Origin of the sequence: Pseudomonas sp. HT11 (assembly GCF_044875395.1) — a bacterium.
Taxonomy (GTDB): Bacteria; Pseudomonadota; Gammaproteobacteria; order Pseudomonadales; family Pseudomonadaceae; genus Aquipseudomonas.
Genome location: NZ_CP173217.1, coordinates 1,242,819 through 1,257,139, shown reverse-complemented (window position 1 = coordinate 1,257,139; position 14,321 = coordinate 1,242,819). Strand labels below are relative to the sequence as shown.

Annotated in this window: 7 protein-coding genes; 2 read left to right on the top strand and 5 right to left on the bottom strand. The window is 62.5% G+C overall.

What is annotated here, in order from left to right; genetic code table 11:
• Positions 1-78 precede the first annotated feature (78 nt).
• Positions 79-3,168, top strand: a complete 3,090-nt coding sequence (locus ABWL43_RS05575; protein ID WP_262210544.1) for a transglycosylase domain-containing protein — start codon at positions 79-81, stop codon at positions 3,166-3,168.
• A gap of 150 nt (positions 3,169-3,318) precedes the next feature.
• A complete protein-coding gene (locus ABWL43_RS05570) occupies positions 3,319-8,334 on the top strand; it encodes a dermonecrotic toxin domain-containing protein (protein ID WP_404487077.1) in 5,016 nt (1,671 codons plus the stop codon).
• A gap of 138 nt (positions 8,335-8,472) precedes the next feature.
• Here the strand turns inward: ABWL43_RS05570 and ABWL43_RS05565 are convergent, their stop codons facing one another.
• The 5 genes from ABWL43_RS05565 to ABWL43_RS05545 form a co-directional block, all read right to left on the bottom strand.
• Positions 8,473-8,955 carry a CS1 type fimbrial major subunit gene (locus tag ABWL43_RS05565; RefSeq protein WP_369300888.1) on the bottom strand — a complete coding sequence of 161 codons (483 nt, stop codon included), beginning with the start codon at positions 8,953-8,955 and terminating at the stop codon, positions 8,473-8,475.
• Positions 8,956-8,960: 5 nt separating this feature from the next.
• Positions 8,961-9,719 (bottom strand): molecular chaperone, encoded by a 759-nt coding sequence (locus ABWL43_RS05560; protein ID WP_242194465.1) that lies wholly within the window; start codon positions 9,717-9,719, stop codon positions 8,961-8,963.
• A 69-nt stretch (positions 9,720-9,788) separates the two neighbouring features.
• A complete protein-coding gene (locus ABWL43_RS05555) occupies positions 9,789-11,033 on the bottom strand; it encodes a hypothetical protein (protein ID WP_404487074.1) in 1,245 nt (414 codons plus the stop codon).
• A 31-nt stretch (positions 11,034-11,064) separates the two neighbouring features.
• Positions 11,065-13,584 carry a TcfC E-set like domain-containing protein gene (locus tag ABWL43_RS05550; RefSeq protein WP_404487072.1) on the bottom strand — a complete coding sequence of 840 codons (2,520 nt, stop codon included), beginning with the start codon at positions 13,582-13,584 and terminating at the stop codon, positions 11,065-11,067.
• Positions 13,585-13,704: 120 nt separating this feature from the next.
• Positions 13,705-14,196, bottom strand: a complete 492-nt coding sequence (locus ABWL43_RS05545) for a CS1 type fimbrial major subunit (RefSeq protein ID WP_106579440.1) — start codon at positions 14,194-14,196, stop codon at positions 13,705-13,707.
• Positions 14,197-14,321 lie beyond the last annotated feature (125 nt).

Genomic DNA, 14,321 nt, shown 5'->3' with positions numbered 1-14,321 from the left:
ACAAAATCTTCACGGCGCATCACCAGCGACTAAGCTTGAACCAAGTCCGATCAATCTGCGTGAATGGATCAATCGACTATGGGCGCTTTATGGCAGACCGATTCGAAACCCGCTGTGGTCCAGACCGACAGTGCGGATCCACCGCCATTGCCACAAAGCCCCCGCTCTCGACGCTTGTGGTGGCGGCTGATCGGGCTGGTGCTGGTGCTCGCGTTGGTGGCCCTGGGGTGGGCCGCCAGCCGGGAGATACGCACCTCGCGCCTGCAGGCTGAACACCTGAGCCCTTTTGCCGCGTCACTGAGCTACCGGGTGGAACCTGGCGCAAGTGATGCGATGGTGTATCCCGGCGAGGGTCCTTTTGACCGGCGCCTGGGCTACAGCGCGCTGAATGAGTTTTTGCCACGCCTGCTCAAACGCAATTACGTGATTCAGGCACAGTCGCGGTTTTCCCCGGCGCTGATGAGCTACGCCGAGCACGGCCTGTTCGTGCCCTACGCCGAAAAGGTCCAGGCCGGCCTGACCATCACCGACTGCCGCGCGGCGCCGCTGTACGCTTTCAGTTACCCACAGCAACTCTATGCAAGCTTTGCCGCCATTCCACCGTTGGTGGTGCACAGCCTGTTGTTTATTGAAGACCGCGACCTGCTGGACCCCAAGCGTCCAATGGCCAACCCGGCGGTGGATTGGCCGCGCTTTGCCAAGGCCGCCTGGTCGCAGGTGGCCAAACTGCTGCATCTGCCAGGGCAAACCGCCGGCGGCAGCACCCTGGCCACCCAGCTTGAAAAGTATCGCCATTCGCCCGACGGCCTGACGCTGTCCGGTGGCGAAAAAATCCGCCAGATGATGTCTGCCAGCGTCCGCGCCTACCAACCGGGACCGCAGACCCTGGACAGCCGGCAGAACATCGTGCGCGATTACCTCAACAGCGTGCCGCTGTCGGCGGTGCCGGGCCACGGTGAAGTGCACGGCATGGCCGAAGGTTTACGCGTGTGGTACGGCGCCGACTTCAACCAGAGCAATGCGCTGTTGAGCGGCAACGCGCCCAAGGACCTTCCAGCAAAAGGCCTGGCGCTGCGCGAAGTGCTGTCGCTGATGATCGCCCAGCGCCGCCCTTCGCATTACCTGACCAAGGGCCGCGATGAGCTGGCGCAATTGACCGACAGCCATATCCGCCTGCTGGCACAGAACAACGTGATCGATCCGGCGCTGGCCAAGGCCGCCCTCGCCAGCCATGTCACCTACCGCGACTGGCAGCAACAACCGACGCTCCAGCCGGTGGAAACCAACAAGGCGATCAACGTTGCGCGCAGTCGCCTTGCCAGCCTGCTCAATCGCCCGCTGTATGACCTTGATCGCCTCGACCTGTCAGCCACGAGCACGCTGCAATACGACCTGCAAACCCAGGCCACCGAGTATCTCAAGCACCTGGCCGACCCCGCCTTCGCAGGGCAAATGGGCCTGCTCGGCCCGCGCTTGCTCACCCCGCAAAGCACGCCGCAAGTGCGCTACAGCTTCACGCTGTTCGAACTGACGCCCGATGGCGCACGGGTACGGGTGCAAACCGACAACACCGACCAACCTTTTGATATCAACGAAGGCAGCAAGCTGGAACTGGGCTCCACCGCCAAGCTTCGGGTGCTGACCACCTACCTGCAAATCATCACCGAGTTGCATGATCGCTACCGCGCGCAAACACCCGCCGAGTTGAAAAAAGTCGAGGTCCCCGAACAGGACCCACTGTCACGCTGGGCGCTGGATTACCTGATCCAGACCCCCGACCGCGACCTGTCGAAGATGCTCGACGCGGCCCTCAACCGCACCTATTCGGCCAGCCCCGGCGAAGCGTTTTTCACCGGCGGCGGCTTGCATCACTTCCACAATTTTCGCAATGAAGACAATGGCCGCAGCCCGACCCTGCGCGATGCGCTGCGCGAGTCGATCAACCTGCCGTTCATTCGCCTGATGCGCGACCTGGTGCGCTACACCACCTACTCCGGCGAAGACAACAGCGCGCGCTTGCTCAAAGATGACAACGATCCGCGCCGTCAGGAATACCTGGCCAAGTTCGCCGACCACGAAGGCACTGCGTTCCTGCTCAAGTTCTGGAAAAAGTACCGCAACAAAGACACTCAGACACGCCTCGACACCTTCATGGACGGCCTGCACCCCACCGCGATTCGCCTGGCTGCCGTGCACCGCTACCTGCTGCCCCAGGCCAGCCAGGAGAGCTTCAACCGTTTTGTGCGCTCGCATCTGAAGACCCCCAGGACCCCCGAAAAGCTCACGGACGAGCGCCTCGAAAAGCTCTACCAAAGCTACGGCCCCGGCGCCTACGACCTGCCGGACCAAGGCTACATCGCCAAGGTGCACCCACTCGACCTGTGGCTGCTGGGCTATCTGCTCAACCACCCCGACGCGACCTTCGGCGAGATCGTCAAGGCCAGCGAATTCGAACGCCAGGAAGTCTACAGCTGGCTGTTCAAGAGCCGGCACCAGAGCGCGCGCGACAGCCGCATCCGCACCATGCTGGAGATTGAAGCGTTCCTGGAAATCCATCAGCGCTGGCAGGCTGTCGGCTACCCGTTCGACCACCTGGTACCGTCGCTGGCGACCGCCATCGGCAGCTCCGGCGACCGCCCCGCCGCCCTCGCCGAACTGATGGGGATCATCCTCAACGATGGCGTGCGCATTCCGGTGCTGCGCATCGACAGCCTGCATTTTGCCGCCGGCACGCCGTATGAAACGCTCGTGAGCAACGACCCCAACCGTGGCAAGCGCGTGATGCCCAGCGAAGTCGCCACGGCGCTGCGCGGTGCGCTGTCGCAGGTGGTGGACGCAGGCACGGCGAAACGCGTGGCCGGCAGTTTCAAACTGGCCGATGGCGCGCCGCTGGCCATGGGCGGCAAGACCGGCACCGGCGACAACCGCATCGAAGCCATGGGCGCGGGTGGGCGCATCCTCAGTTCCAAATCGATCAACCGCACTGCAACGTTTGTGTTCTACATCGGCGAGCATCACTTCGGCACGCTGACCGCCTTCGTCCCCGGGGCCTCGGCCGAGCATTTCACCTTCACCTCGGCATTGCCGGTGCAAGTGCTCAAAGGCATGGCGCCGATCCTGACGCCGTACCTGCAGCCGGGCACGCAGACGCTGTGTGTGGCGCGCTGAATCCAGGGTGTCAGTTATGTATTTTTCACCCTCGAATTGTTGACTGTTACGCGCGTTAAAACCCGCGTAAGCCGCTATTTTTAAAGCTTATTTTAGCCTCGACGCGTGAATAGACTCAGGGAGTCTCCACTCTCTGTTCAGGTTCACACCATGCCTACCGATTCCTCCGCCCTGCCGTTCCAGGGCCGTCATTTCGAGTTGATCCAGAACGCGTTGCCCGACTGGGTAAAGGGCACCACAGCGGCGCGAATTGGCGCGCTCAAACGCCAGGGTCTTGCATCTGCGGCGCCTTACCTCGAGACCTCGCCGGCGCAGCACGTGTCACTCAAGCGCGCCGTCGCTGACCATTGGCACGCCCAGGCAGCGCTGGACAAACGCCTCGGCCCGCTCAACGATTTGCGCGCCTTTGCCGAGCCGCTGCTCAAGCGAGCGCTGTTCACGCACTACGGCGAGGTCGATGTACGCAACACCTGGCTGCGGGTGTACGTAGACGCGTCCAATGCCTGGTGGGTGATCAACGTCAAACGAGGCGTACAAAGCAAAACCCTGTCGTTGCTGGACATGGCCCTGCATAACTTCGCCGCCGGCGACACCTTCGTCGACCACGCCTTCCTGGGCCCGGAAGACGCCCGTGGTCAGCGCGACAGCCTGACGATACGTGGCCGGCCCGGTGGGCCGATACTGACGGCGCAGCGCTTCAAGGCCGTGTGTCGATCCCTGGACATCGGCGGCCTTTACCAGGCCCGGCTCCAAAGCGCGCTGGGGTTCGATCAGCCGGCGCTGGCCCGCACCGTGCGCGACGAAGTGGTCAGCCAGCTCAAGGCGGATTTGCGCAGCAGTGCGCACCTGGGCCTGCACAGCGGTCATCTGGCAAACGACGCCCATCACGCCTTGCTGAAGTTCATCGACACACCACTGGGCCTGTCACTCGATGGCCACACCCTGAGGTGTCATACGCTGAGCCTGGCTGAGTGCGAACTGAGCGGGATTATGCTGTTCGCCACGCCTGCAGCGCAGGGCTCCGCCCTTGGGCGGTTGATTGCCTGGGTGCCCCAGGACCCCGAGCATCCGCTCAAGCAGTACCCTTCGCCGATTGCCTTCGTCGAAGAGCTGACGCGTCAGTTGCACAGCGGCCCGGCGTATCAGGCGTTTTTCAGTCAATTCGTGGCGCACGCCGAGCGCGGGGTGTTTTTCTCGCGGTTGCAATCGCGTGCACATCTGCCATTGCGCCTGGTGGACATTGACCGGGATCACCCCAACCGCGCCGCCAACCCTGCGCGAGACGACCCGTGGAACTACCTGCACCGGGTCAAGCTCAACAAGATCGTCAACGACGCCCGGGAGCTGGCGGTATCCACTGCCTACGTCGACCGGCTGGCACGCTGGGCCTGGTGGGACAACCTCGAGCAGATACTCTCGGACGTCCTCAATGCGGCCTTGCTGGTGGTCACACCGTTCGTGCCGGTGGTGGGCCAATTGATGTTGGCCTACAGCGCCTATCAACTGTGCGACGACGTTTTCGAAGGCCTCCTCGATTGGGCCCAGGGCAATGTGCAGGAAGCTGGCGAGCATGTATTGGGCGTAGCTGAAAACCTGATTCAGCTCGCCTTGTTTGCCGGCGCGGGAAAAATCGGCGAGGTCGCGCGCCTCAAACTGTCGGCGTTTGTCGAAGGCCTGCACCCGGTGCAACAGGCCGACGGCACGCTCAAATTGTGGAACCCGGACCTTGCGCCCTACGCCCAACCCAGCCCGCAGGGGCCCACGGACAAAACCCTGTTGCCGCTGGAGGACCGGCACTATCACGTGCGCCACGATGCCCAGGCCGACGAGCATCGCGTGGTGCACCCAACACGTGAACAGGCGTATCAGCCCTGGGTAAGGTTCAATGCCGACGGCGCGTTTTTGCACGAAGGCGAGCAGCCGCAACGCTGGGACAGCCAGACCCTGATGCGCCGTATTGGCCCGCGTGTAAAAGACTTCAGCGACCAGCAACTGGCCGACTTGCGCATTGCCAGTGGCACCGATGAAGGCGTGCTGCGCGCGATGCACCTCTACAACGAGCCCCTGCCCCCCTTGCTCGCCGCCAGCCTTGGCCGCCTTGAAGCCCAGCGCTATCCCGAAGCCATCAGCCGCAAGGTTCGTGCAGGCACGCCGCTGCCAAACGGGCCGTCATCGGATTGGTTCCCGCAGCTCATCACCGAGCTGCCCGGGTGGCCGCAGGACAACGCCCTGAAGGTCTGCCTCAATGATGATCTGTCGGGACCGGCCCTCACCTTCGGCAACGTCAACGCAACCCAGGCCAGCACCCTGACCCTCAGCCTGTCTCAGACGTTGTCCGGGACCCTGCCTGAACGAGTACTGGCTTTTCTCGACGACGCCGCAATACGCAACTTGCTCAACGGCGACGTCCCCAAGGACCTTCGGCTCACCGCCCTGCGCGATCAATTGGCCGACCGGGTGCTCAGCTACGCCCCCGAGATTGCCGACAAGGTCTACAAGACCCGCGAAATCACCGACAAGCCCAGCCTTGCGACCCTGCGCAAGCCCTTCGAGTACTTGGACTCCAACGCAGCCCTTGCCCTGCTCGGCAGCGCCACCGGCGAGGAACGCCAGGCGCTTGCCCAACGACAACTGCCTCTGCGCCTGCATAACCAGGCGCGTGAATTAGGCTTTGCCAACCAGTCGGTGCTGGCCTTCCAGGGGTTTGACTGGCCTTCGCCGTTGCCGACCCCGACCGAAAGACTGGTGCTCAACACCTTGAAGTTTCACAGCGACACCTTTGCTCGGTTGCGCATTGAAATCCGCGAACAGGCGGTGACAGGTCGCGTGCTGTGTGAAGCCGGGCCGGCGACTGCCGACACCACACGCGTGCTGATTCGCAAGGCGCGCGGCTATGAAGTGCTCGACCCTTTGACTTCACGGCCGTCAGCGCTCATCGACCTTTACGAGGCGATCCTGCAAGCCCTGCCCGCTGACCGGCGCGACGCATTGGGTATGCAAACGGGCGAAGGTCAAGCGCTCAAGCATTGGCTCAAACAGCGCATGACGTCCCTGGCCGAGCGTCGCAAAGTCCTCGCGCAACCTCCCGTGCCGATGGTCCAGGGCCGCGAAACCAGCCGCCTGCTGGGTGGCCCGGCGGCCAGCCGCTGCTCGGCGTTACCCGCCCAAACCCATACCGAGCACGCCCGGCAAACCCTGCAATTGTTGTTTCCACACTTGAGCGAAGCACGCTTGAACCGATTTCTGGAGGACATTCCCCAGGCACAACTGCGCCATACCCTGAACACGCTGGTGGTGGAAAAACAGCAACTGCATGTGGACCTGATGAACTGGCAGAACTCGCTCATCCTCGGCGTCGCGGACGCCGCCGATGACTACGAAGCGAGGGTGTCCAGAAAGCACCTGGCCCATCGGATCATGCGTTGCTGGGGTGACCGGTTTGCTGAATTCACGGACGGCCGCGGTGCTGTCCAGCAAGGTGCCACACTCAACTTCAAAGGCCTGCGCCTGCCGCCCAGGCTCCCGACGCTGAGCGCCAGTTTCGAGCACGTGACATTTCTGGACGCCAGCCAGTGCGGCTTCGGCGAACGCCACAGTGATTTCCTCAAGCACTTCCCCTCCTTGCGCGGCCTCAACCTGGCTGACAATCGCCTCACGCAGGTGCCCAAGGCGCTGGAACAGATGCGTTTTCTCAAGGCGTTGAAACTGGCAGGCAACAGACTTGCACTGACGGCGGAGGACGTGACGCGGTTAAAAAAACTGCGGCGCCTGAAGAGCCTAGACCTGAGCAACAACCCTTTGACCCTGGCGCCCGACATCAGCCATATGCCCGGGTTGCACCTGCTTTACCTCCGCGGCACGCGCCTGGCTACCTGGCCCCAAGGGTTGTTCGCACACCCGCGCAATGACGCCTTTGTACTCGACCTGCGCGGCACCCGGATCAACCGCCTGCCCGAGGTCGCAGCCGGTTCCGCGCAAGGCAGAGTGGTGGCCCGCGCACGCCTGGATCGGCGCACCCTGCCGGACGAGCAACGCCTGCGCTATGAAGCTTTGCGCGTGGCCGCAGGCCTTGATCCCAACCGCACGTATGAGCCGCTCGGTCACAACGCATTCTGGACGCAGGGCCTGCAAGGCGCCGATCTTCAGGACGCTCAAGCCCTGTGGCAGGCAGTGGAGCAGGAACAGGGTTCCCAAGGCTTTTTCGAAGTCATTGAAGCGCTGGAGATCGAAGGCGTTTTTGAGACTGACGCCGACCGCCAACGCTACGCCGTCAACCGCCCACTGCTGACCCAGCAGGTATGGCGCCTGCTGTGGGCAGCCCATGAAGACACCGAACTGCGTGAGCGCCTGTTCAAGATGGCGAGCTTTCCCGGCCTGTGCCCGGATGCCGGGGCGCAGATTTTCAATGAAATGGGGATCGAGGTCATGGTCAGCGAGATCCGCCGTGATACCGCAACCGCCGCTGAGCTGGAAAGCCGTCTCGTCACGCTGGCCAAAGGCAGCGCCCACCTCAAACAACTGGCGAAGGCCGTGGGCCAGGAAATCGCCCGACGCCTGCGCCCGGTGGCCGAAGGGGGCCTTGGGCAGCGCTTCAGATCGCAAGTGCGCGACGGGGTGCCCGGCGAGGTTGATGAGGTGGATATTCACCTGGCCTATCAAACCGCGCTCGCCCGCCGTCTCGACCTGCCCTGGCTGAGTGATCACATGCTTTACCGGGTCAACGCGGCTGTCAGCGCTGCCCAGATCGAGCAAGCCTACAGCGTGGTGCTGGAGCTGGATGAGGGCGACGGCCTGGTCAACCAGATGCTGCTCGAACCCTGGTGGGAACAGCACCTGCGTGACGCTTACGACAGCCAGTACCGTGACAACGAGCGCGAGTTCGGCGAGCGCTTCCTGGCGCTGGATGATCTGCAAACGGCGCAGGCGCAATGGGCCAATGCCCAGGCGTTGCCGGAGCCCGAACGCGAGCGCCTTCGCGCAGCGCTCAAGCACTTGGCCGAGGCGGTGCAAGTGCCCGAAAGTGTGGTGTTCACCGCCAAGCCGATGGACGACGCGCAGTACAACCGGTTGCTCAACGACCTGGGCTACAACGAACAGGAATGGATGCGCCGTCTGACCCGCCGGGCGCTCAGCGACGCGACGGGGCGCAGCAACCGTTCCCGTTGAAGAAGGTGACGGTGGCGCGGGGAGGTTTTTCCGTCCACCGTCTCGACGCTTGAAACGGGTCGGTGACTCGATAAAACCAGCCAGCGAATGCGTGCCTCTGGGCAAGTGGCGGTCAACCGTTACCGGTGCACGGTCAACTCAAGGTGCGAGGAAGTCGAACACGATGTGCACCGTGCCGTAATACTCCCCGGCCACGTACCCGCCGACGGGCTTGATCGCGGCGATTTCCAACTCCGCGCGCCGGCCCACGCGCGCCTCGGCGGCGTTGACGACTTCGGTACTCTCAAGGGTCAGCGGCACCTGGTTGAACAGCACCTGCAGATCAATCCGCTGGTGGCCGCTTTGCAGATAGGGCTCGGCCCCCAGCCGCGCGGCAACCGCGCCGGTGAGGTTTTTAACATCAAAATTCTTGCGCAGGCGGCTCAGCTCGGAGGTCACCAGGTTCCAGGCAAGCACTTGATCATGCCCCATCCAATCGGGCTCGGAAGGCAGCACGTAGGCCTCGTGCACCGGAATCGTCACCGAGACATCGAACGCGTGACGGGACTCAATCGCCCAGGCCTGGGCGGCCACCAATAGCAGCACTGCAAACAGCGTCAGCCTTGTGAGTTGTTTGAACATCGTCATCACCCGTTGCTGTTGACCGTGACCGGTTTTTTGTTCTGCCCTTCAATCAGCTGAAAGCCGTAGGTGCGGTCGGTTTTTTTCTCGAACACCAACTGGCGCCCGGGCAGGATGTGATGCTTGGTGGTCGGCAGGCAGTCGCTTTTTGCGGTGAGCGAACAGTCACGAAACTCATCCAGCACCACCACGCTGTTGCCGTTGTTACGCAACTGGTATTGGTTGCCTGTCTGGTTGATCTGCGTATCGAAACGCGTGGCCTTGGGCCGCACGAAAAACACCGTGCCGTAACCCGCCATGACGTTGATTCCGGCCGCGAGGCTGTCCTTGTAGTCGGCCCGTTCTTCGTCGGTGATCGCGAAGTTATCGTCCTTCTCCGGCACTACGGGAATAAAGCGCACGCGGAAATAACGCTCCTTGTCCCTCGGCCCCATGTACAACAGGCGCGTGCCCTGGCGCCCGTTGGCCGGCACGATCAGCCGCGCCGGGCTCGCCATCAGGCCGTCGCGCCGGGTGGTATTGCCATCGCTGTCGGTGAGCGATGCAACCGGCACCTCGCGATGGGTGCCATCGGCGTTGTAGACGATCTCCAGTACATCGACGCGGATGAACGCCGTGCTCGTGCCGGTGTTGGACACGCGCTTGAGATAGGAACTGCGATCCTGCTCGAGGTAGTCATACACCACCCCGACGTTGATCGCCGGGGCCGCCTGGGCGCCGAGAGCACAAAGCAACAACCCGATCGATAACACTGCCTGTTTCATGTTTGATTACGCCTCGTTAATTGAACACGGCCCGCGCGATACCCACGAGCCGGGAATGCGGATGGCCGTCTAGACCTGCGAATCCCAGACCACGGTTACCACGCCCGAATAGGTACTCCCGGGCCGTTTGAGCATTTCGCTCATGTCGTCTCGCTGCACTTCGAAGTGCAGGGTGCCGGGCCGGTCATTGATGTAATGCAACGGCTGAAACAGCTCGCTGCCCACGCCATCCAGGCGCAGCGCGAGTTTGTTCACGGTTTGGGCGTACTGATCGACCAGGCCGCTGGGCAAGGTCACCGCGACCTGCAGCGGCACTTCATCACCCTCGGCATTGCGCAGCCCGCAGGTGTTGCCCATGACGATCGAGCACTCGAGCTGCATCTTGAAACGCGAGCTGCTGGCGATGCGGAACGTCTGGTCGCGGTACAAACGCGCCGGTGCCCGCCCCTGGTTGAGCCAGGCTTGCCAGCCGCCCTGAGGGATCAATTCGACACGGTTGCCACCGGGCGGGATATCGACCTTGAGCGCGTGTTCCACGCTCAGCCGAAAATTGAAGGTGGCGACGGTTTCGCTGGTTTGCATCACATCGCCGATGTCGAAATCCCCGCCTGGCCCGAAGGTGTAGGTGAGGCTGCCGGCGTAATCACCGGACCTCATGTTGAGCGGGTTCGGGGTCCTGAGTTCGTAGGCGTATTCAAAATTGCTGTAGTACATCCAGGGTATGTCAGTGCCGGCCGTCACACTGCAGGCACCGGCATTCTCGGGAACGATCCAGAAAAACAACGCAAAGGACGGCGAGGCCGCCAGGTAATTCACGCCCTGGCAAGGCGCTGGCGCATGCTGCCAGTAGTAAGACCACTGAGGCATGCCTGTCGTCGCCCAACCACTGACTCCCGGTGGGTAGGTGACATCCCAGCGCGCGCCCACACCGGCAATACGCATCTGGACCGTCTCGGTTTCACCGGTCGCCTGGTGGGTGACCTGCAGGTCTCGCCAGGCCGAGGGCACTTTGAAATAAGCGCCTTTGCGCGGCTCGGCATAAGCCAGGACGGGCCCGCTTGACGCCGCCGAGAAGGGCCTGCGAATGGTGAAAATATTCATCTCCTTGCACCGCGCGGGAATATGCCCGGGGCAAATCCCGCTTTCCGGCGTGGTGTTCTCGAATTTGTTGACCATCGGGTTGCCCGGGTCGGGACGGAACACGGCGGTAATTTCCTCGACAAACGCCTGCGCCGGTGTGCTGAACAAACCCATGATCAGGGCCAGCACACGGCACGGCCCCAAGGCGCTTCTGATTGCAGCGACTGACTTCATACATTCTCCGGTTCAAAAGTGCGGGCAGCCATCAGCCGGCGGTTTCCACGTTGAAGTTGGCTTCGGCCAGCGTGTCGGGGGTGCAACGCAGGTCGCCGATCATCAGCACATCGTTTTCATTCGGGGCGTTGGCCGGGTCGAGGCGGAACTGGCAGAGCAACTGGTTCTGGTAGCGCACTTGCAGGGTGGGTGAGCTGGCGCTCATTTCCATCGAGAAGAACCCGTCTACCTCGCTGACCCCACGGCTGGCGTGGTTGATCACGTGATGCCCCTTGAGCGGCCGACCCTGGGCATCGAGCAGACGCCCCAGCACCGACACGGTTTTCAGCACGGTGACCTTGCGGTAGTCCACCCCGCCCTTGTTCAAGTGATACGTAGTGCGCGCCGGCTGGATGTTGGCGGCGGGCGGGTGATTGCCGTCGAAATCGAAGTTGACGCTGCTGCTTTTGTAGGCGGCCAGCGGCACAAAATTGCGACCGGGGCGCAAGACCGCGCCACCGCCACTGAAGTCATCGGCGCGCAGGGTGATGGCGTCGAGGTCAGTCTCGACATCGATGATCATGCCCGCGCCCGTGCCGTGGTACTGGCTGGTGAGCAACGCCTTGTCGGCGCCGGCCACGAACGTGCTGTTGAGGTTCAGGCCGCCGGTGAATTTATTGTTGAACGAGCTGCGCTGCAGGAAGCCATCGCCGCTGACCGTGTCGGTACTGAAGCTGGCCGTGCCCGACAGGCCAACGCCATAAGTGTCGGTGATGGCAGTGGCCGAAACGCTTTGCAGCAGGTGGTCGGTGAGGTCCTGGCGAAAGGTGACCGAGGCATTGTTGTCACGGCCGCCATCACGCGCCGTGCGAGTGCCGACACTGCCGGACACTTGGCGGCCGTCGGTGCCCAGCGCCAGGCTCAAGGTCACGTCGATGCCACGGTTGCGCTGATCGTCAGTGCCGTTGGTGCCCGGCCGGTCGAACGCCGAGAAGCGCCAGTTGGCGTCGCTGCCCATCAGGGTACTGCGCCGGTTCCAGCCCAGGTCCAGGCCGGCGCCCACGACATTGCCCTGGCTGTGGGACAGGCGCACGTTCCAGGAGTTGAGCGCATCGACACGGTGGTTGACCGACAACGCGGTGTTGCTGGTTTCGCCGACAAAGGTATTGCGCCGCAACCGCGTGCCGTCGGGCAGCGTGTCATAGGTGTCGCGGGTGTCGAGCCAGCTGCGGTTGTGGCTGAACACCAGGTTGGTGGTGCCCAGCGTATAAAGCGCCTGCAGGTCCATCCCGGTGCCGTGTTCCTGTGTCTCATACACGTTGGCGTAGACGCTGGTGTTGTTGGCGACGGTCCAGTCCACCGAACCGCCGTATTGCAATTGCTCACGCACTTCACGTGCCGACAACCCGAGAATCACCCGCGGGTGCAACAGGTAATTGACGGAAGCGCCGGTGGTGATGGCGCCGGAGGCCTGGTCGTCCCAGTTGCTGAATAACTTGGTTTCCCTGCCGGCAAACACGTTGTAGCGCCAGCGGTCGTCGGCGTTACGCCAGTTGCTCGGTTTGTACACCAGCTCCTGAGAGGTACTGACCGTCATGCCGTCTTCCACCAGGCGCACTTCCACCTCATAGATACCGCCGGGCAGTGGGCGGGTGTCGAGCGTCTGCAGGCCGGCCGCCACTGACTGGCTGTTGAGCAGCAGGCCATTGCGGTAGATCTCCACGGAAGCCTGACGGTTGGCCGTGACGTAGATCGGATAGACGCTGGCCTTGGCGTTGTTGATCGCCAACGTGTCGGAGCTGCCGTACATCACGCCCAGGGCCGTGTCGGGGCTGGCGCCAAAACTGCGCAGCTGTCGGGTCAGGCCATCGGAATTGGGCGTGAAATGGCCCAGGCGCAGAAAACGCCCTTCGAGCTCGCGCTGGGTATACAGCTCGTGGATCGCGTGGCGCAGGTGCTCTTCGTCGCCGCTCTGGCGGGCCAGCTGCAGGTTGAACACCTGGCTCCAATTGCCCAGGCTGGCGCTCGCCTGCAAACCGTAACGCCCGCCCAGGTCTTCGTCCTGGCCGCCGTTGAGGTTCAGTTGATTGTTGACGATCAAGCCACGGCTGCCGCCTTCCGGCTGCGCGTAGTAGCGCGGGGCGTCATCGGCGTGTTCGACGTTTTGCGTGATGATCGAAAGCTGCGAGCTCTCGAGGCTGTAGTGGGTAGACAGCATCTGCGCGGGGCACGCCTGGCTGCACGCGCCCAGCGCCACACCCTTTTCAAGGATGGCCTGCCAGGTGTCGCGGGTCGCCAGTGGGACTTTGCTGTCGCCCACGTCGGTAAATTCGAGCAGGGTTACGCGGTCATCCCGGGACAACACGATTAACGCCTCGCCGAGTAACTGCTGGTCAAGGTCGACCCGCACGGCCAGCGGTACATCGAAGAAGTGATCACTGAACCCAGTGGGCAAGCCTTGGGCCTGAGCGATCAGACTGCCAGGATTTTCAACACCGGAATTCGGCGCCGCCAGGGCACCCATACAAAAAAAAAGCGCAAGCGCCGCCGCGATGGGAGTCATCGGGAACATGAACACATACTCTGAATGCCAAATGACAAGAATGAAAATCAGGCCGGCGGCCCCTGAACAACCGGCCGGCCTGCTGACGCGATGCCCACGAGCGCGAGGCTCAAGGGGCACTCATTGACGTCAAAGAGCTGGCAGCACCGCGTCAAATACCAGCGGCATAACGCTGGTGTAATTGCCACGCTGATTCGCCGAAGGTTTGGCGGCGTCGATACGCAGTACGGCGCCCAGGCCCGGTGTGGAATCAGCTTCGTTGACAACTTCCTGAGGCGTGCCACTGAGCACCACACCATTCAAGGTGGCGGTCAGCGGAATGTTTTGCGTGGCATCACCGTTGAACAGCACTGCCGGGCCGCCGTCGATATAGGCGTGAATAGACCCGTTGGTGTTGCGCATGTCGTAGACCGCGGACAACGACGCCAACTCACCATTGGCCAGGTTATACGACATGGCCTCGTCACGGCCCCAGTTAGGGTCGCGCGGCTGCACGTGGAACACGGTGGTCGGGATGCTCGCCTTGATATTGACAGTGTGATTGGCCTCACCGGCCGCGAACGCCATGGAGGACAGCGCCATGGCAGCCAAAGGGGCAGCAATTGCGAACTTCTTGAACATAGTCGACACCTGTTATTTGCATTGAGTTATATCGCTGAACGTTGAACACAAGACACTGCACAACGTGCGAAGGGCATTACGCGCTCATCAATGTTTGAAAAGCACGGTAATGATCAAGCAATTCA

Bases quoted from the DNA above. Each gene is read 5' to 3' on its own strand.
- ABWL43_RS05575 (WP_262210544.1), top strand. From the start codon at position 79: ATGGGCGCTTTATGGCAGACCGATTCGAAACCCGCTGTGGTCCAGACC.
- ABWL43_RS05570 (WP_404487077.1), top strand. From the start codon at position 3,319: ATGCCTACCGATTCCTCCGCCCTGCCGTTCCAGGGCCGTCATTTCGAG.
- ABWL43_RS05565 (WP_369300888.1), bottom strand. From the start codon at position 8,955: ATGTTCAAACAACTCACAAGGCTGACGCTGTTTGCAGTGCTGCTATTG.
- ABWL43_RS05560 (WP_242194465.1), bottom strand. From the start codon at position 9,719: ATGAAACAGGCAGTGTTATCGATCGGGTTGTTGCTTTGTGCTCTCGGC.
- ABWL43_RS05555 (WP_404487074.1), bottom strand. From the start codon at position 11,033: ATGAAGTCAGTCGCTGCAATCAGAAGCGCCTTGGGGCCGTGCCGTGTG.
- ABWL43_RS05550 (WP_404487072.1), bottom strand. From the start codon at position 13,584: ATGTTCCCGATGACTCCCATCGCGGCGGCGCTTGCGCTTTTTTTTTGT.
- ABWL43_RS05545 (WP_106579440.1), bottom strand. From the start codon at position 14,196: ATGTTCAAGAAGTTCGCAATTGCTGCCCCTTTGGCTGCCATGGCGCTG.